The sequence below is a fragment of the Erythrobacter sp. JB2-19 genome (genome assembly GCF_057365005.1).
Genome location: NZ_CP200290.1, coordinates 1,669,495 through 1,687,141, shown reverse-complemented (window position 1 = coordinate 1,687,141; position 17,647 = coordinate 1,669,495). Strand labels below are relative to the sequence as shown.

General features: G+C 55.7%; 17 protein-coding genes. 12 read left to right on the top strand and 5 right to left on the bottom strand.

Going from position 1 to position 17,647, the window contains the following annotated elements; translation table 11 throughout:
- Positions 1-189 precede the first annotated feature (189 nt).
- Complete coding sequence (locus tag AC0V6O_RS08010) at positions 190-1,113, top strand: crotonase/enoyl-CoA hydratase family protein (RefSeq protein ID WP_486143038.1); 924 nt, start codon at positions 190-192, stop codon at positions 1,111-1,113.
- An 8-nt stretch (positions 1,114-1,121) separates the two neighbouring features.
- Here AC0V6O_RS08010 and zapE read toward each other — a convergent pair whose 3' ends face one another.
- From zapE to AC0V6O_RS07990, 4 genes are read right to left on the bottom strand one after another with little or no spacing between them, the layout of a single operon-like run.
- Complete coding sequence (gene zapE / locus AC0V6O_RS08005) at positions 1,122-2,228, bottom strand: cell division protein ZapE (protein ID WP_486143036.1); 1,107 nt, start codon at positions 2,226-2,228, stop codon at positions 1,122-1,124.
- A 19-nt stretch (positions 2,229-2,247) separates the two neighbouring features.
- A complete protein-coding gene (locus tag AC0V6O_RS08000) occupies positions 2,248-2,706 on the bottom strand; it encodes a PaaI family thioesterase (RefSeq protein ID WP_486143034.1) in 459 nt (152 codons plus the stop codon).
- A gap of 4 nt (positions 2,707-2,710) precedes the next feature.
- A complete protein-coding gene (locus tag AC0V6O_RS07995; protein WP_486143032.1) occupies positions 2,711-3,490 on the bottom strand; it encodes a succinate dehydrogenase iron-sulfur subunit in 780 nt (259 codons plus the stop codon).
- Positions 3,490-3,759, bottom strand: a complete 270-nt coding sequence (locus tag AC0V6O_RS07990; RefSeq protein ID WP_486143030.1) for a hypothetical protein — start codon at positions 3,757-3,759, stop codon at positions 3,490-3,492. The genes AC0V6O_RS07995 and AC0V6O_RS07990 overlap by 1 nt, the downstream gene beginning before the upstream one ends.
- Positions 3,760-3,777: 18 nt before the next feature.
- On the opposite strand from AC0V6O_RS07990, the gene AC0V6O_RS07985 reads away from it, so the two are divergent.
- Entirely contained in the window at positions 3,778-4,536 is a 759-nt protein-coding gene (locus AC0V6O_RS07985) for an SDR family NAD(P)-dependent oxidoreductase (RefSeq protein WP_486143028.1), read from the top strand.
- A gap of 88 nt (positions 4,537-4,624) precedes the next feature.
- Here AC0V6O_RS07985 and AC0V6O_RS07980 read toward each other — a convergent pair whose 3' ends face one another.
- Complete coding sequence (locus AC0V6O_RS07980) at positions 4,625-5,074, bottom strand: hypothetical protein (protein ID WP_486143026.1); 450 nt, start codon at positions 5,072-5,074, stop codon at positions 4,625-4,627.
- Positions 5,075-5,380: 306 nt separating this feature from the next.
- On the opposite strand from AC0V6O_RS07980, the gene AC0V6O_RS07975 reads away from it, so the two are divergent.
- The 10 genes from AC0V6O_RS07975 to AC0V6O_RS07930 all read left to right on the top strand — a co-directional run bounded on the left by AC0V6O_RS07975 (position 5,381) and on the right by AC0V6O_RS07930 (position 17,639).
- On the top strand, positions 5,381-6,340 hold the full coding sequence (locus AC0V6O_RS07975; RefSeq protein ID WP_486143024.1) for a sigma-54 interaction domain-containing protein: 960 nt from the start codon (positions 5,381-5,383) through the stop codon (positions 6,338-6,340).
- 108 nt (positions 6,341-6,448) lie between these two features.
- Positions 6,449-6,904 carry a DUF3467 domain-containing protein gene (locus tag AC0V6O_RS07970; RefSeq protein ID WP_486143022.1) on the top strand — a complete coding sequence of 152 codons (456 nt, stop codon included), beginning with the start codon at positions 6,449-6,451 and terminating at the stop codon, positions 6,902-6,904.
- A 6-nt stretch (positions 6,905-6,910) separates the two neighbouring features.
- Positions 6,911-9,571, top strand: coding sequence for a papain-like cysteine protease family protein (locus AC0V6O_RS07965; RefSeq protein WP_486143020.1), 2,661 nt, complete (start codon positions 6,911-6,913; stop codon positions 9,569-9,571).
- Positions 9,572-9,726: 155 nt separating this feature from the next.
- Entirely contained in the window at positions 9,727-10,800 is a 1,074-nt protein-coding gene (locus AC0V6O_RS07960) for a hypothetical protein (RefSeq protein ID WP_486143018.1), read from the top strand.
- Positions 10,797-11,066 carry a hypothetical protein gene (locus AC0V6O_RS07955; protein WP_486143016.1) on the top strand — a complete coding sequence of 90 codons (270 nt, stop codon included), beginning with the start codon at positions 10,797-10,799 and terminating at the stop codon, positions 11,064-11,066. Before AC0V6O_RS07960 ends, AC0V6O_RS07955 begins: the two co-directional genes overlap by 4 nt.
- Complete coding sequence (locus AC0V6O_RS07950) at positions 11,063-11,872, top strand: hypothetical protein (RefSeq protein ID WP_486143014.1); 810 nt, start codon at positions 11,063-11,065, stop codon at positions 11,870-11,872. The genes AC0V6O_RS07955 and AC0V6O_RS07950 overlap by 4 nt, the downstream gene beginning before the upstream one ends.
- The gene (locus AC0V6O_RS07945) at positions 11,869-13,362 is read left to right on the top strand and encodes a S8 family peptidase (RefSeq protein WP_486143012.1); all 1,494 of its coding nucleotides are present in this window, start codon (positions 11,869-11,871) and stop codon (positions 13,360-13,362) included. The genes AC0V6O_RS07950 and AC0V6O_RS07945 overlap by 4 nt, the downstream gene beginning before the upstream one ends.
- Before the next feature lie 67 nt (positions 13,363-13,429).
- Positions 13,430-15,202, top strand: a complete 1,773-nt coding sequence (locus tag AC0V6O_RS07940; protein WP_486143010.1) for a hypothetical protein — start codon at positions 13,430-13,432, stop codon at positions 15,200-15,202.
- A 37-nt stretch (positions 15,203-15,239) separates the two neighbouring features.
- Entirely contained in the window at positions 15,240-16,286 is a 1,047-nt protein-coding gene (locus AC0V6O_RS07935; protein ID WP_472639876.1) for a hypothetical protein, read from the top strand.
- 45 nt (positions 16,287-16,331) lie between these two features.
- Positions 16,332-17,639: a hypothetical protein gene (locus AC0V6O_RS07930; RefSeq protein ID WP_486143008.1), complete on the top strand. Its 1,308-nt coding sequence runs from the start codon at positions 16,332-16,334 to the stop codon at positions 17,637-17,639.
- Positions 17,640-17,647: the final 8 nt, after the last annotated feature.

Genomic DNA, 17,647 nt, shown 5'->3' with positions numbered 1-17,647 from the left:
CTGGCACCGATTAACCATGCGGTGACCCAAACTGAAACGTAAATACATGTTGTATTCGCAAATTAGCATTTGCACTTGAAGCATAGCCGCGCCTAGATCGTTTCATATCGGAGTAAATCGGCGATCCAGCTCAATGGAGCGAATAAAAGATCGAAGCTTCGCCTTAGTGGTATTTGGAGCAGTTCGAAAATGGATAGCGGGGCAAGCAGGGCAATACCTTTTACGGACGACGACGAGTTGTTCGTGGAAAGCGCATTGCATGCTGCGATTCCAGAAGAGTTGTTTAAACTCAGTGAAATAGATGCGATGTACGACGATACGTCGAGCACGCTGTGGAGCTATATGAATCCCGCTGATCGCCCAAGCTTTACGCGAGCGATGCTGGATAATTTTGAAGAATGGCAACGTCTGATTGCACTCGGTTTTGGACCGGGTAAGGTCCCTTTGCGTTACCTCGTGCTCGGCAGCCGTTCATCCGACGTTTTCTGCTTTGGCGGGGATCTCGCGCTTTTCCAACGATTGATCCGAGAGCGTGATCGCGACGGCTTGGTTAACTATGGCCACCGCTGCTGCGCGATCCTGCACCGCAATATCGAAGCGCTTGATATTCCCATGCTGACCATCGGCATGGTGCAGGGTGCGGCGCTTGGCGGCGGGTTTGAGGCGCTTCTGTCGTTCGACTACATAATTGCTGAAAGAACTGCGACATTTGGCTTGCCAGAGGTGATGTTCGGCCTGTTTCCCGGGATGGGCGCCCACGCATTGCTGTCACGCAAGATCGGCAGCGCGATGGCCGAACGCCTTATCATGTCGAACGAGACCTACACTGCAGAGCAAATGTACGAGATGGGGATCGTTCATCAGCTGGCCGAACCTGGAGATGGGGTGAATGCAACGCGCGATTTCATCAAGAAGTCGGAGCGTCGCCACGCTGGGCTGGTTGGTTCTCGGCGGGCCACAAAGGAGGTCTGGAATCTCCAACTGGCAGAGCTCAACCGCATCACGGAACTGTGGGCGGACACCGCGCTAGAGCTGCGCGAACAGGACCTGAAGGTGATGAACCGGCTTACGACGGCGCAAGAGCGGTTGGCCGAGCGCATCGCCGTGGCATAGAGCTCCTGCTATCCCTCGGCTCCATGTCCGAGAGCTAGATACTCATCGCTCTGCATTTCTTGCAGGCGACTAGCCGTGCGCTCAAATTCAAAACTGCCATCACCGGCCTGATATAAAGCACCTGGCACGGTTGCAGCGGTGGCGAACAGCTTCACCTTGTGCTCGTAAAGAGCGTCGATCAGGGTCACAAACCGCGCGGCTTCATTGCGCATTTCCGGCCCCATTTGCGGAATGGCAACGATAATCACCGTGTGGAAATTGCGGGCTATGGCAAGGTAATCTGGCGCGCCGCGCGCCTCTACGCAAAGGCGCTTGAAACTGAACACGCCAACCCCTTTCAAGGACTTAGGCACATGGATTGTGCGCTTACCGCTCACCTCCAGCTCCTGTGACGGCACATGTTCGGCATCCTCAGGCGCAAAGTCCGTTAGGCGGAAGAACACCTCTCGCACCGCGTCGGTCGCTGCATCTCCTATAGGCGTGTACCACGTCTTCAGATCGCCAATCCGATCAAGCCGGTAGTCAGTCGGGCCGTTAAGGCTGACAACATCCAGCTCGGCCTCGATCAGGTCGATGAATGGCAGGAAATGCTCCCGATTTAGGCCATCCTTGTACAGGTCTTGCGGAGGCCGGTTTGACGTCGTCACAATCGCCACATTCTGCTGGTTGATGATCTGCGCGAACAGGCGGCTCATGATCATCGCATCGGCCGAGTTATTCACCACCATCTCATCAAAGGCCAGACAGCGAAGGTGGGCCGCAAGCCGTTCTGCCACCACGGGAATAGGATCTCCGCTCTCGGTCTTGCGCGCCTTTCTCAGCTCGGCATGAACCTCTTGCATAAAGGCATGGAAGTGGACCCGCCGCTTTTCCGTGATCGACAGTTGATCATGGAACAGATCCATCAGCATCGACTTGCCCCGGCCAACCCCGCCGACCATGTAGACGCCTTGCGGTCGAACCTTCTTTGCGCCGAATAGCTGAGCCAGCAATCCGCCAGAGGTCTCCGCCTCCAAGTCCTTTTGCAGCCGATCAAGCTGCTCCGCCGCACGCCTCTGATCCGGATCCGGCCGCAACTCGCCATTGGCAATCAGACGTTCGTAACGCGCCAGCATCGATCTTACTCAGCGTGGGTCATGCGCGCGGCTTCATCTTGCGCACAATGCCAGAATAGCTCGCAACCACATCATCGTCCTGCACGATCTGACCGCGCAGGAACAGCATGCGGCCCGTTTCGCGTACTATCTCTGTCACCGCATCCAGCGGCCGCTTAGGGTCGCCGCCGCCCACGAACTGAGTGGAAAGCTCCAGGGTCACAGATGGGCCAGCATTGCCACTGCCCACAACATGCATGGCCGTGAACATGGAGATATCGATCAGGCTGAGCGTTACCGCACCATGGATGATGCCCTGCAGGTTCTCATGCCGCCGTTCCGGGAACATCCGCAGGCGGCACTTATCACCTTCTGGCCGGGTGATGAGCTTTCCCATCACCGCGCCATTGAACAGCGTTTGGTCTTTCAGGTTCCAGTGATTCCAACCCGGATTGTCAGGATCGGGAGTATGCTCGAATACCTCGTCGTCTAACGTCACCGGATCAGATTTCGCGCTCTGCCATCATCTTCTTGGTTTCTGCGATCGCCTTCGCTGGCGAGAGGCCTTTCGGGCAGACATTAGCGCAGTTCATGATCGTGTGACAGCGGTACAGGCGGAATGGATCCTTCAACTGATCGAGTCGCTCACCGGTCATCTCATCGCGGCTATCCGCGAGCCAGCGATAGGCCTGAAGCAGGATCGCAGGGCCTAGGAACTTGTCCGAATTCCACCAATAGCTCGGGCAACTGGTCGAGCAGCAAGCACACAGAATGCACTCATATAGGCCGTCCAATTGCTCGCGCTGCTGCGGCGTTTGCAGCCGCTCCTTGCCCGAGGGCGTCGGTGTAACCGTCTGAAGCCATGGGCGAATTGAGGCATATTGCGCGTAGAAGTGCGTGAAGTCCGGCACCAGGTCCTTGATCACATCCATATGCGGCAGCGGGGTGATGCGAACCTCACCCTTCAGGTCTTCAATCGCGGTGGTGCAGGCCAGCCCATTCTTGCCATTCATGTTCATCGCGCAGGATCCGCAGATCCCCTCGCGGCAAGAGCGTCGGAAGGTGAGGGTGGGATCAACCTCGTTCTTGATCTTGAACAGAGCGTCGAGAACCATCGGACCGCAATTGTCGAGATCGATCTCAAACTTGTCATAGCGCGGATTGTCGCCGCTATCCGGATCATAGCGATAGATCTTGAACGACTTTGCGCGGCCACCATCGGCCTTGTACACTTTGCCCTGCTTGCTGATCTTTGAATTCTTAGGAAGCGTGAAGGTCGCCATTACAAATCTGATCCCATTGCGTTGTGATACCTATCTAACGCCTTGGCGCGCGAGGGCAAGACACGCTTTGTTGCGAGTATAGCCACAATTGTTGAGTAACGATCACCGGGGCCGATCACACCGGGCAGGTTCAACGCTTTGTCGCTACTAGGCCACGCTTGGAACACCTGGAACACAGTCCAGAACATGAAAAGCAATCGATCAAAGACGCCTGATTGATCGAGGTATTCGATCAGTAAATTGCGGGATGAGCGGAACTTACGGGCCATTGCCGCCTTTTACCTCGCATGAGCGATGTAGGACACAGCAATTTGGGAGGCCCAGCCTCGTGGCCAACCACCGCCGCAGTCTTCGGTGCGAGTGGAGGGATCGGCCGCGCTCTATGCGAGGCGTTGGGGCAACATGGGGTGACGCGGCTCTATGCCGGATCACGCGCGGGCCGGGAGCCCATGGGCGAGGGTATCATCCCCTTTGCATTTGACCTTCGGGATGAGGCCAGCATTGCCGATGCCGCCGGCGTGATGCGAGACGCTCCGCCTCAGATGGTCATCGTCGCCACCGGCGTGCTGACCTTGGCGGATGGGCGCGGGCCAGAGCGGACCTATAAACGCCTGGACACCGCGACCATGGCAGAGGTGCTCGCGCTCAACACCATCGGCCCAGCGATAATTGCAAAGCACTTGTTGCCGCTGCTTCCGCGAGAGGGGCGGGGCGTGTTCGCGGCGCTCTCTGCACGGGTTGGGTCGATTACTGACAATGGGCTCGGCGGATGGCACAGCTACCGGGCATCGAAGGCCGCGCTCAATATGCTGCTTAAGAACTTCGCACTGGAAATGGCCCGCACGCATAAGGACAGCATCGTCGTCGGCCTGCACCCTGGCACGGTGGATAGCGCCCTGTCAGAGCCGTTTCAAAAGGGCCTGCCGGAAGGACAATTGTTCGATCCGGCGAAGTCCGCTGCACACCTGCTCAATGTCCTCAGCGGCCTGGACGCGTCACACAGCGGCCACGTCTTCGATTGGCAGGGCGAGAAAATTAGGGCTTGAGCGGAGCCAGGGCAATATCAGCTTTCATCCCAAGGCCAGGCGGAGCTCAATAGCTGATCTTGAGGGTCGGAGCGGACATTCTCTCGTCTTAGAATTGTTCTGGAGGCCGATAAGTCATTGAGACGACGTTTAATCTTTCAGTCGTGTCAGTGGTCACCTTGATGTCCCAAAAGAGCCTACCCAAACCGTCCGGAGCATAGACAAGATGAAAGGAGTGTCCGATGTTAGTCGCATTCGGAAGATGTTTTACCTCCCACACGTCATCGAAATCTATATCTAGAAAGGCTCTGCGAGGTGAGACCTTCGTTTGATCGTAAGATGCGATTGAACCAGCCAACAAACGAAAAGATTGGAACTGTCCCGCTTCTAGTCGGTCCTGCGCAACTTTTAGCTTTGAGATAAGTACTTCAGCCTCATGCTCTGTGATGTCGATCAATTGACGCTTCTTAGGCGCTTCATCGACAGCCAATTGCTGGGCATAAACGCTGGCTGGTTGGGCAAATCCAATAGCGAGTATGAACAAAATGAGTGCTTTCATAGGATGCACTTAGGTCATCATACTAAAGTCCGCAAATGGGTCGATCGCGGGCATTCATTTGCGTTTCGATGAACTGGAAGCCGCTTCAAGGTTTGTCACACGAAGACTGATACGGTTTACATAGGTCGCGAGTGAATATGCTACCGGACGAGATCAGGTCGCGACGGAGCGCTGGTTAACAGAGTTGACCGACTCGGATCGAGGGTCATAGTCTCAAATCGATCTTCGAAACTGAAGTCTTTAACGATTTCCCAATCACGCATAAAACAAAATCAAGCGTGAGATTTGGTCGCGGGAAGAGGAGCCGTGGACCTTTCTATTACAGATATATTGGGAAAGAGTGATTCAATTCGATCACTTCGCTCCGAAATACCTAAAATAGCACGGTCTGATGCCCCAACTCTAATCTCTGGCAGTACAGGAACGGGAAAAGAACACTTTGCGAGGGCGATACACTTCTCAAGCGATCGGAAAGACAAGCCATTTGTCGCATTGAATTGTGCCGCGATCCCCGACAGCCTATTTGAAGCAGAGTTGTTTGGTTTCGAAAAAGGGAGCTTTACTGGCGCCACCTTATCGCGCGATGGAAAGGCCAAGATGGCCGACCATGGGACTTTATTCCTCGACGAGATTGGTGAGTTGTCCCCTTATAGCCAGACAAAGCTACTGCGTCTTTTAGAGGCAAAGGAAGCCTTTCCGATCGGAGCTTCGAAACCCCTCAAACTCGATGTCAGGATTATCGCTGCGACCAATGTCGACGTCGAAGAGGCAGTTGCAGATGGCGAATTTCGAGATGACCTCTATTACCGCGTGAATGTTGCAAGGATCGACATACCCTGTCTGGCGGACCGGCCAGAAGACATCGCGGTTTATGTCGATCACTTCCTGAGTCGTTTCAACCGCGAGCGACGCAAAGATGTTTCTGGCATCGATCCAAAGCTGCTCGACGTGCTTTCAAACTATGAATGGCCAGGCAATATTCGCGAGGTTCGCAATTTCGTTGAAGGCGTTTTCATTGACCCACCCGACGGCTTGGTCACTGTAAACGATATTCCGCGGGCCTTCGAACGCCTCCGGCGGAGCTATCGATTTACAGGAAGGGATGAGCGTGCGCGTCTTCTGGCAGCGCTTGAGAAGACCAATTGGAACAAGGCAAAGGCAGCGAAATCACTCCACTGGTCTCGGATGACTTTGTATCGAAAGCTGACCAAATATCATATCTCAGACAGCCAATCTAAGCGAGACGATGGTGATTCAGACGCCTGATTGGATGCGGTTCTTTGTGACACATTGAATGTAACATCAGCGTATCATGTTACAGGTCATCGGATTGTTTGAACCACATAAGTAATTGAAAAACAATTATACTTCATCTTGGCATGGATCCTGCTGTCTGTGCTTCGTAATGACAGATGGCAGAACAATCTAATGAGCGAGCCAGAGGCACTTGACGGTGTGGCAATTCGCCGTGGCGATCCGGTCTCGCTTTACGTCAACTATTTTGAGGTTGCTCATAACCTCTATGAATTTCTCATCGAGTTGGGGCAGTTCCGGCCATCTGACCAAGCTGGTGCCGGCGACATCTCGATCCACACGCGAGTTGCCATTTCCCCTTCATACGCGAAAATGTTGTCAGAGCTGCTCAGCCACGCTGTGACCGAGCATGAGGCTGAGCATGGCCCGATCAGAGCCATTGTCGAAAGTGGCTCTTCATTCGACATCATATTGCGATCCTTGCCCGACCAATTCGAAGAACGCGCACGCGAACTGCGCTCAATGCCACGTCGCAAAAACAAACGACGCGCAACCCATCCCAAGAAAGACAGGTGAGATGTCATGACAGCACAAATCCGTCCCAATCGCATGCAGGTAAACGACCGCTTTCCAATCCTTGGGTTCTCGATCAAAACCAGCCGTCCACAATCCCAGGGGGAAGTGGTGCTGGCCACCAACATAAGGTTGTTTGCAGCCGACCAGCGCGATCAGCGTACTGCCACCAACTTCTATACTAGCCGAGAGCATGGAATGCTCTCAATTCCGCGCGGCGAGGGTGTGTTCGTTGTCCCACCAGAGATCCTCGCGCGCTTTATCGGTCAGGATAAGCTGTTCTTCGCTCTTGCGACGGGATCGGCTGAGGGCGGCCCGCTTGAGGTGGATGCGGTACCCCGCGAAGGAAGCCCCTATGTTTCCTTGTCAGGTTTCACCGGACGCTCGCTCCGGCGCAATTTCGGTGGCAACGTGGCCAACACTACTCCAATTATGGAATGGACGGGCGATAGGGCGACGCCAGGCGCTGAGCCAACTCGCCGCGCGCCATCCGCATCGCCGGCAAACGGGCGTGCAGAACCAAACAAGTTGCCTGACTCCGCCGATTATGACGATGGTTTCGGTGATCTTCCCGAACTGCCTAGTCGCGAACAAGCGGCGAGAGCGTTTGGTGACGATATGCACGTTGATCCCGCAATGGATCGTGCTGGCAATCAGGCGGTCATGCCGTATTTGCCAGGACAGTCGCGCGAGCGCGCCAAACGGATCGGTGGCCCCTTTGCTGACCGCATTGGACAAGCGCTTGATCTAGGCCTTCCTGAAACCCAAGTCACTCCACTGCTCGATGTGCTCGATCCGCCTTTGCAAGCTGAGCCGCAAATGCCCAGCAATGGCAATCTTGCCGATCCGATGAATTATCGCGGGCCGGTTGCGATGAGCACACCAAGCCGCAGCATCAATTGGGATGGAGTCGAGCTGCTGGCGCAGCCTACGCCATTGGCATGTTGGGCAACGACGCTGGCGATGCTTGTGGGCTGGCGCGATGGGGTGAGTATGTCACCAGAGCAGATCGCTGATTTGTGTGGTCACGATATCAATCAAGTCTTGCCGTGGTCGCAGCGCGACGATGTCGCCGCCAAGCTGAATCTGAACACGCATCCACCACAGAGTTTTCCGGCCGAATCCTTTTGGGATCTGATCGCTGACTTTGGGCCACTCTATGTCGGCAAATCAACTGGTAGCGCGACCGGCAACACCCACGCCGTCTTGGTCGTTGGGATGTATGAACTGGATGGTCAATATCACGTCCGCTATCTCGATCCGGCGCATGGTGGCAGCCGCGGCTCAATGGATTACGCACGCTTTTCCAGCGAATATGAGCTGGGCGCGCGGGGCAATGCAGATGAGACATTTGTCCAAATTCTTTCACCCGGCATCCCACAAGGTCGAACAGCCAACACCTCGACTGCGTCTGCGCCTGAAGGCTTTGCGATGGGTCACGCAGGCTGCGACAGTCGCGGTGAGGCCACTCGTTTGGCACCGGCGCCTCAGCCGCATGCACACGTCATGGATGGCGGCGCCACAGCCACCGTCGCGATCGCCGCAGCCAGCTTCGTCATTGACAGCATCGCCAGCAATGAAGGCGACGTCAGTTGGGAGCTCGACCAGCTGCGTGGCTGGAAACATCCTAACGACCAAGTGCCACAGAACCGTGGCACCGTGCGCGATGGCCAGCAGGTCTCGCTCAATGACTGGCCTGTCGCAGGCGGTCTGGTTGACGACATCAGCGCATGGTTCAAGGTCAACTGGCAGTATGACGGCCGGTCGCTAGGCAATGTCCGCGTTGATAATATGGGCGTCAATGACGCAGTGGGTTGGGGTCTCCACGTTACCGAACAGATCATGCACGACAATATGGTGCACCATTCTGGCAATGTAGCGGCGCTCAAGCTCACTTTCCATTACCGCTTCAGCCGGACAATTGGCTCGGAGGTAATCGCGCGGCGTATCGTCAAGCTGTACGGTGACGGGACCTATGAAGTGTCGGGCGACTGGCTTCAGGCTTCGGCCCTATCCATGGGATCGGATAATCCCCACTCGTCAGAAGAGGCGGCATTGCCGCCCGCTCCTCCACCTCGTTCCCGCGCTATGGATGGCGGCGGCAATGACGCTTCAGGCAATGCTGCAAGTTCGAGCCGCACCCGGACCTCTGCCGGTGTCGCAGCAGGTCGCTTGGTGCTGACCAAAATACGTGACAATCGCGGCGATGTTAGCTGGGAACTTGATCAATTCCGTGAGATCAAACACCCTGGCAATATTGTGCCCAGCAATCCGGCACCGTTCCAGAATGCCGCACCTATCATGCTCAATGATTGGCCAACGGCTGGCGGTCTTGTCGATGACATCAACGCCTGGTTCCAGATTGATTGGCAGTATAACGGCACCTCGCTTGGCAATGTCTCTATTACCAATATCGGCGTGAACGACGCGGTCGGTTGGGGTCTTTCAGTCCGTGCAAGGATTATGGATGATGACCGGTCGCATGGTAGCAATGGTGCCGCCGGTCTCCGGCTCACTTTCACCTATCGCTTTACCAGAACGATAGGCTCTGATGTCATTGCTGAACGCCATATCCAGTTGTATGGGGACGGCACTTTCGAAGTGAGTGGTGATTGGATCCAAGCCTCAGCGCTTGAGGCGAGTGATCCCGCGCTCATCCCCGCTGAGTAGAGGTGCAGAGAGTGCCTCACGCTCCCAAGCTCCCTCCGGCACCGCCGAGTACTGGACGTCGATCTGCGGCGCGATCGCAAGCGATGTCTGGCGGTGGCTTCTGGAGCCGAGACGAAAGCAACGATCAACCTGGCAGCAGCCAGGATGACGGCTTCTTGAGCGCGCAAGGTGAAAATGGTGGCTCTTCCTCGGCGACCCGCGAGGCTGCGACGCAGACAATCGGGCGGCGGGCAGGCTCTCTTTCTGACGAGCTTGATTTTCCAGAGTTTGTCGCCTCGCTAATCCACGGAACATGGGACGCGATGGTCGATTCATCCATCAGGCAAATGGAAGCTTTTTCCGATCTTGTTTCGGCTATTTCGAAACCACTTGAACAGTTTCGTGATGAGAACATCTCTGTAAATCAGGCGAAAGACTGGCTTGTTTCACAGCATCCTGGCGACCTTGAGTTGGCGCAGGATGATGGGGGTTATGCGGTGCTACCGCGGGGCAGCGATGATACCTTTGGCGATGAACTTTCTCCTGACTGGTTGGCTGAATTCGACTTGGCCGGGGAATCTCTGAATTCAGAGCTGATTGATGAACAGCTCGTCCCTCGCGCCCGTGACAGAATGGCTCGCGATCGGATGCAAACGCTCGCAACTTTGGTCATGCTGGGTCTCAATCGGATCAAGGTTGACGATGGCTCTATCACAGCGCGAATGCGGCTCCGTGCCGCAGCTGCCGATCATAGCGGAGTAGACTATGCGGTGAGCGATGATCCGGCGGGTTCATCCTCGGGAAGCTGGGCGACCCGGGGTAGCACGACATATCAAGCATCGACGACCAAGGTCTCCACCGTTGGTGTGAACGCGCAAACGGACAGCTCGCTCGTCGCGGATCTGTTTGGCCAGGTCAAAATCAACTTCTCGAGCGAAACGCTGCCGCTCGATCGCTTTGTTGATGACGCGCAACAAACTCTACTGGAGCGCGCGGCACGGCCTGCCTTGACTCAGGCCGCCCGGCAAATCGCCAGTCAGCCGCAGCAAGCTAACACACAAATAGCGCCTACTCAGCAGCCAGCAGCGGTGGCGCCAGCAGCTCAAGTGCCGCAAGCTGTTCAACCTCAACCCAGCGCCCAACCCGTACAGCAGCCACAGCCGCAACCGACTGTGCCACAATCTGCCACCCCGCAACCTGGTGCGATTGCACCGGTGCAAGTGACGCCGCCGCCGGGGGCCACAGGATGATCGCACCACGTCGCCCCCTTGATGATATGTTGGTCGAATTGATGGACGGCGTGCGGCAGTCTGGTTCGCTTCGTCCGACTGACCTCGATCAAGTCGGTGTGGCTGCAAGCTCTGTCGAGTTTGATCTTCCGGTTGAGACAGTCATTGAACATCGCGACGGCGATTGGGTGGTTTTGGCTGACAGCCCTCGCACGCGCATGCGAAGCGACTTTGATGTGCCGGTAAGCCGCCTGGTCGCAACCATCGTTACAGGGGATGTGGCATGAGGAACAAGCCTACCTCAATCGTCGCGCTGGAAGACTTCATTCAGGCAGTCCAGTCGCAGCTAGACACCGCGCAAGCTCGCATGACACTCAAGGCGCAGAATGACAGTCTGCCGCTAACCTTCGCGATCAAAGACATTTCGATGGATCTGAAAGCCCATGTCGAAATGGATTCAGGTGAGGTCCGCATCAAGCCTGCAGGATCAGGCGACACCAACGCGAGCACGCTTCATCTGGTCTTCACGGCGATTACAAAGCCGATGATTGAAGAAAATGCGATTCAATTGTCTACTGACAATCAAGACGATACTCTGTTGGAAGAGGCATCGGTCGATCTGACTGCCGATGAGTTAACCCGGCTTGACGGAATTGGCGTTCGCACCGTCTCGCAGCTTCGTGAGGTGCGTAAGCAAGGGTTCGGGCGGTCAGTAGGACGCATAACCCGGTTGCCCATCGAGAAGCTTGAGCGGGTCTTATCGCAGGCCACCCGACCTGAGGTGAAAGGCGTTGAGGCCGAGGATCGGACCTCCGATGGGAGACGCAGGCTGCGCATTCGTGGCCGCAATCTCATCCGCGACGGCCAGCCGCCTCGCGCGGAGATCAATGGCGAAGCTGTTGGTGTCGTTCAGGCAAGTGATACGGATATCGTTCTGACACCGCGTAGCGATCAGTTCGGGGGTCAATTGAGCCTCGCATTCGATGACAAATCGAAGACCGATCTGTGGTTCGACATAGAAGCCAATGCCCAAGGTGAGCCACGTTCTACGGCGAACGCGGCCAATGGTGAAGTGAAGGAGTTGGTCCAATGATCAGACTGCCTCGCATGGTCCAGCCATGGCATCACTATACCGGAGTTTATGCGTCCCCGACCAGCCTTCTGGTGCGCTTAAAATCAGGTGAAACGCCCGATCATCTGCCCGCGGCACTTGATGTCCGGCAAGGCGTTTGCGGTGCTGCTGATAGAACCGGGCATGGGGCGTTTGATCGTGTGGCCAGCACCTTTGGCGGTGCAGTTCGGATCAGCCGATTGCACAGCGCCAAAAGCGCACTGTTGCGTGTCGGTGAACGCAACCGCAATTACACAAATGCAGAGGAAGCTTGCGGCATATCACGCGTGTTACGGCTTGATGTCGAGCCGGGCACACATGTTGGTTCGATGGCTATTTCGTTGCGCCAATTGGATATCGTGGAAAGCGCAACACCAAACTATCTTGTTGCTTTGGGCATGGATGAGCCGCTGTCTTCAGAAGAGCGGGATAACCAAGAACATACCTTTGGCTCGCGTTTCGAAAATGTCCGAAGTGACGATCAAGAGGGCTGGCTGCATCGCGACGCAATAAATGGACGACAGGCCTTGGCCCGTGAACCAGGCGATCCAGCTGTTATTGTGGCCGTTGTCGATAGCGGTGTGAACCCCAACCATCGTGAGTTTTCACGTGGGCTACGCAGCGGTTTTGACACCGTACAGCTCGGGCATGACGAACTGGCTGGTGGGATTGCTCTGTTGGGTGACAATGCCGGGGCTGATGTCGATCCATCCGATCGTCATGTCGGCCATGGCACAGGCTGTGCTGGTATTATCGGGGCCGCTGGACAGCACATTCCGCCCGGTATGGCCGGTGAATGCCAAGTGCTGCCCATTCGCTCGCTTGGAGCCGCTTTGTTTCCAGGTAAGAAGCGCCCTGTAGGGGTCGGGGCGATTAGCGATCTTGATGCAGGTGTAGTGATGGCGGTCCAGCTCGGCGCGAAAGTCATCAATATGAGTTTTGGAACCGACGATGCCTCTCTTGATCCGACATTGGATAAGCCGCATCGCGAGGCGGTGGAGTTTGCGACCGCTCAGGGATGTACTCTGGTCGCAGCAGCGGGAAATAGCGGCGATCGGCGCACTTACTGGCCAGCCGCTTTCCCAGAAGTTGTGGCGGTCGGTTCTGTCAGTACTGACGGAACGGTTAGCGAGTTTAGCACAAGCGGCGATCATGTAGCGCTATGCGCCCCGGGTGAGAGGGTGAGAACGGCCCACCTTGAGGGCTATCAACGCGCCACCGGAACCAGCTTCGCCGCGCCGTTTGTCGCATCGGTTGCAGCCCTACTTCATTCCCGCGCGCAACGCCGCTCAGCACCGCTTTCGCCGCGCGATGTGAAGACGCTACTAACGACCAGTGCCCGCACCCATCGAGAAGGCAATACCCAAGGTCATGGTGTCGGAATTCTCGACGGTGGGCGCGCCTTAGCCATGCTGGATGAGGCAATTGACGCCGATCCTAGTGTTGAATTCGGAGGGACGGCCCATGCCTAGCTAACCGTCATCCCATTCAGCCCCGCTTAGAACAAAGATTACGCATCGAATACGAAAGGAAATTAATATGGCAAGCGAAGGAACCAGCGCTCCGAATATTCCGAACAAGACGCGATTTGTCGATATTCAAAACCGCGAAGAGAAAGCGCGCGAAAGGCTGCGCCAGCGGTTAGAGCAAATCAATCGACGGGTGGAAAACGGCAGAGTCTTAAGTGAGCCCGATATTGAAGAGCTCAAAAGACTTAAGGCACTAGCCGCATTGAAACCAGGCCGTGGTATCTATATTGATCCGCTGTTTGTCGCCCTGCGCCACGCCTTGCGCAGCAATGACGGTAATCTAACGCCGGTAACCGTCGAACACAGCAATGGCCAGATCGGTTTCACGCCGGCGCTCGACAACCCTGACCATGACAGGCAGGTGGTCCGCAGCGCGTTGCTTTATGGCATTTTGTGCTCTCGCAAGGTCGCCACACCTCCTGTCTTATCGGTTGGGACGGATAACGAGCCGGAAACCGGGCCAGACACCAATCACCCCAATATGGCCAAATTTTTGGCGGGTTTTTACAGTGCATTAGGCAAGATCGCCGGACAGATGGACCTTGCTCAGCGGACTTTGCTGATCACCATCAATGATGTGCGGGTCAATTCCCGTCAGACCCCAAACATATTCACCAAGCAATTTGCAGATGTTGTCAGCGATCTGATTGATCGCAACATTTCTGCGGACAATCCCAAGCTGAAACCATTTGTCGATGAGCTGTTGGATCGCTCAACTGATCTTGGGCCGGATGATCAAAGCGATATCCCTTTGCATGAGATGGCGATTGATCTGCCCGACCTCAACTCATGGATCGACGACAATGTGGTGGCCGACAACATCTATCTGATGGGCCCTATGATCTTCGCGTCAATGTTTGAGGAATTGAAGGCATTTCAAGTCGTCGACAAGCTGGTGGAGATGTCGCAGCAAGGCTACATCACTCTGACCCGCGGGACGGCTGGCACTCAGCTGTACAATTACTGGCGTAATGCGCCCAACCGGATGAGCGAGGTTGAGCGGCAAACATTCTATGCCATGACGCTGGGCCTGCCGAGCGGCCAACCAGGCGCTTCTTCAAACAGTGATTTCCAGGATTTGTGGCTGCGCTTTGTCTCCTCGGTTTCTTCCTTGGTTCGTGAGAACCGGGTTGATCAATTGCTGCGGTCAGAATTGCCCTCGGCGATCAATCAGCAACAGGTGAAGAAGGCTGCGCGTGACCTGGTCACCAACATGTCCCTGCATGGCTATGGCATGGCATTCTACGCCGCTGTTGATTTGCAAGAGCAGATCAATGAGATGATCAAACTGTTGTCTGATCCAGAAGTCCGTAGCGCCTTTGGCGCCCGCGATATGTGGGGTGTTATCGACCAGATCGCACAGGTTGAGCTTGGCGGTGCACGCAACTCCAGCAAATATCGTACGCTTGCTACAAGCGGTGCAATTTGTGTCCGCTGGCTAGGTGACAATCTTGACCGGCTGCGTGATCCGACAATGCCAATCATTGAGTTGAAGGATGTATCCAATCCGCCCGCGCGGATGGCTGGGCAAACCGCCACTTCGCATCCAACCGACTATGATCTGATCAACGCTTGCGAGCTTTGGCTCGCTGATTCTGCGCTCGATGACATTCGGATTGAACAGATGTCGCAGCCACGCGAGTCGCCCCAGCAGCCAAGCCGGCCAATCCAGATGCCGTCGATCGCACGCGATCTGCTCGAAGGCGCAGGTTTAGGCGTCAGCTTCGATCATCACCCGCAGATGGCCAATGGCCACGATCGGTCTGGCTACGCCGCATATTGAGGCGCAGCGACGAGAGCATCGAATTTGGAGATAGATCATGCATAGCCAACCTTTGGCCAACCGGGTGAAGTCCCGACTCTTAAAGGCCGCGCATTCCCTGCGTACTGCCGATCCGTCCCACTATGTCGGGCGGGTCATTGATGACAGTTTTCATGACCCTGAAGATGATCCGGCATACGCTCGCAATGCGCTTTCACCCGGAGCGGCACCTATCCAGTCGCAGTTTCTTGCGCGGCGCCCGGGCGTCTTGTCATTCGAGATGGAACCGCTCGGTCCACATGCACGGCCTGCTGACAAGCGTGATTTCACCAGTCAGAAAGCACGCGGGCTGCTTGACCAGCAATTCGGCAGCGCAGCTTTGCGATGGTTCGATCAGGCGAGTGAACCCTTTCGCAGCGGAACCCGTAGTAATAATCTGCAATATGGGGCGTTCTTCGGGTCAAGCTTTGACAGCGACGGGCTGGAAACTGCGACCGTCAGCTATGAAAGTAGCGATCCTAGCAACATTATCGTGAATCCCAATCTCGCCCGACTGGTTGGCAATGCAATGGCGGCTTTGCCTGGATTGAAGCCGGTTTTCACCACATTAATTGCTGGACGGACCAGCGGTGCGCAGTGGATGAGCTTCCTGCTGACCAATGGTATTCGACTGGCTGATCTGGAACCCATGATGCGCGAAATCGGCCTTGGCAATCGCATTGCGCCGATCATGCAAGTTGTCGGGGTCGCACTTGGTGGCCGGTTTGAACTGCCTGGCGGTTCGACGCTGGTCGCATTCGGACGCGGTCCGGAGGGCGTCGAGATGGAAATGCAGATCATGCTCGATGCGATCTCGGATGTGCCACCAAACTTTCTGCAATTGTTGACCATGAACCTGCGTGAACGTCCGGCTGAATTGACCGCTCTCGAGCGTTTCCTCGAAGCGTTCACTCCCGAAGACAATGTCTGGCCAGGGCGGTTTTCGATCCTGGGCATCCGGATCGGCACCAAAGGGCCTGCCAAAATCAACTTGGTCCTAAGACCTGTCGAATTTGAAATCTCTCCAGCGGCGGCACGGCTCGGCTCGCAAACTATCGCGGCCTGAGCCGCTTCCCCAGCGTCCTACATGGGCGCAAGAAAGGATTGAACCATGACCGCTCAAACTGCCCGTGTGATGCCGGCCGATACAGGCGCGGCCCAGTCGATCAATGACAGCCCGACCCCGCGGCCCGAAGTGCGTGCGCAAGTCAAAGATCTCCTCAGCCGATCCGAAGCTTTTGGGCAGTTGCCAGCCGCGCAGCAAAAGCAGGTCGCACGTGACACCGCGCTTATCGCGGATGCTCTTGTCGGCGGCCCGGACGCGGACAAAGGCATGCAAAGTGTCACTAGCGCGGCGATGAACGATCCGTCGACAAGTTTCAAAGAAGGACAAAAAGCAGTTGATGCGATCGGTAGAGACGATTTCGATGCAGGTGCGGTGAGAGCTGGTGGAGAGGCTGCCGCTGACTTCATGAACCAGATCAACTTCGTCGATTTCGTATCCGGGTTAATCGACGGCGTCTTCAATTCGATAGTGACCTCCTCGATAGAGCAAATGGAAGCCTATTCGAAAATGGTCGCGGATGTTTCTAAGTCGCTCAATCAGTTCAGAGACGAGAACACATCTGATGATGACGGCCGCGACCAGATGGTCGAGCAGTTTCCGGATATCTTCTCGATCGGTACAGACGACTTTTCAGACTCGAAAGAACCGCGATTGCAATTGCGCGACAATGTCGATCAGGAAAGTGCACTTTCCCGCGTACAGCAAACTATGGGAGAGCTAGTCGAGGGCGGCATCACATCAATTGATGTCTCAGACCCCGAAGCAGAGGCCAAGCTGATCAAGGCTGCACGTAGTCATATCGCGACCGCGCGCCAACAATTGCTCGCAACCATGGTGATGATGGGGCTTAATCGCATCGTAGTTACCAATGGTAAGATCCAGGCCCGCATTCTGTATGATTTTAATGCATCGAGCCAGCGTAAACTATCACGGTCGGCAATGGCTCGTGATTTTGCACGGAATGCAGACGGCTCCTTACAGAAAATGGCCAATCGCGAAGGTGAATTCGAGGCGAGCGGCAACACTAGTTATGAAAGGAAGGGGCGCCGACGCAAGCGCCATGTGACCCGGGATTCAGAATATTATACCAAGGGTAAATATAAGTATGCCGAGAGGCCAGTGCTCACCGCGATGTCGGTTGCCTCGGATGCTCAAACGGACCAATTGTCTGCACGTGCCAGCCTTGCCGGGAATGTCGAAGTGAACTTCAAGTCGGACTATTTGCCGCTTGAGAAAATGGCCACGCCCGAGATGATGGCATCGATTCAAATGCGGTCAAAACCGGTTGATCACAACCGTCCGGTCTACGAGGCGGAAGGCGCCAGTGCTCAAAATCAGACGGCAAACGCCTAGGGTATTCT

Coding starts and splice junctions, on each gene's coding strand:
- AC0V6O_RS07930 (WP_486143008.1), top strand. CDS start 16,332: ATGACCGCTCAAACTGCCCGTGTGATGCCGGCCGATACAGGCGCGGCC.
- AC0V6O_RS07990 (WP_486143030.1), bottom strand. CDS start 3,759: ATGGCCCGTAAGTTCCGCTCATCCCGCAATTTACTGATCGAATACCTC.
- AC0V6O_RS07940 (WP_486143010.1), top strand. CDS start 13,430: ATGGCAAGCGAAGGAACCAGCGCTCCGAATATTCCGAACAAGACGCGA.
- AC0V6O_RS07995 (WP_486143032.1), bottom strand. CDS start 3,490: ATGGCGACCTTCACGCTTCCTAAGAATTCAAAGATCAGCAAGCAGGGC.
- AC0V6O_RS08010 (WP_486143038.1), top strand. CDS start 190: ATGGATAGCGGGGCAAGCAGGGCAATACCTTTTACGGACGACGACGAG.
- AC0V6O_RS07985 (WP_486143028.1), top strand. CDS start 3,778: ATGAGCGATGTAGGACACAGCAATTTGGGAGGCCCAGCCTCGTGGCCA.
- AC0V6O_RS07980 (WP_486143026.1), bottom strand. CDS start 5,074: ATGAAAGCACTCATTTTGTTCATACTCGCTATTGGATTTGCCCAACCA.
- AC0V6O_RS07945 (WP_486143012.1), top strand. CDS start 11,869: ATGATCAGACTGCCTCGCATGGTCCAGCCATGGCATCACTATACCGGA.
- zapE (WP_486143036.1), bottom strand. CDS start 2,228: ATGCTGGCGCGTTACGAACGTCTGATTGCCAATGGCGAGTTGCGGCCG.
- AC0V6O_RS07950 (WP_486143014.1), top strand. CDS start 11,063: ATGAGGAACAAGCCTACCTCAATCGTCGCGCTGGAAGACTTCATTCAG.
- AC0V6O_RS07935 (WP_472639876.1), top strand. CDS start 15,240: ATGCATAGCCAACCTTTGGCCAACCGGGTGAAGTCCCGACTCTTAAAG.
- AC0V6O_RS07955 (WP_486143016.1), top strand. CDS start 10,797: ATGATCGCACCACGTCGCCCCCTTGATGATATGTTGGTCGAATTGATG.
- AC0V6O_RS07965 (WP_486143020.1), top strand. CDS start 6,911: ATGACAGCACAAATCCGTCCCAATCGCATGCAGGTAAACGACCGCTTT.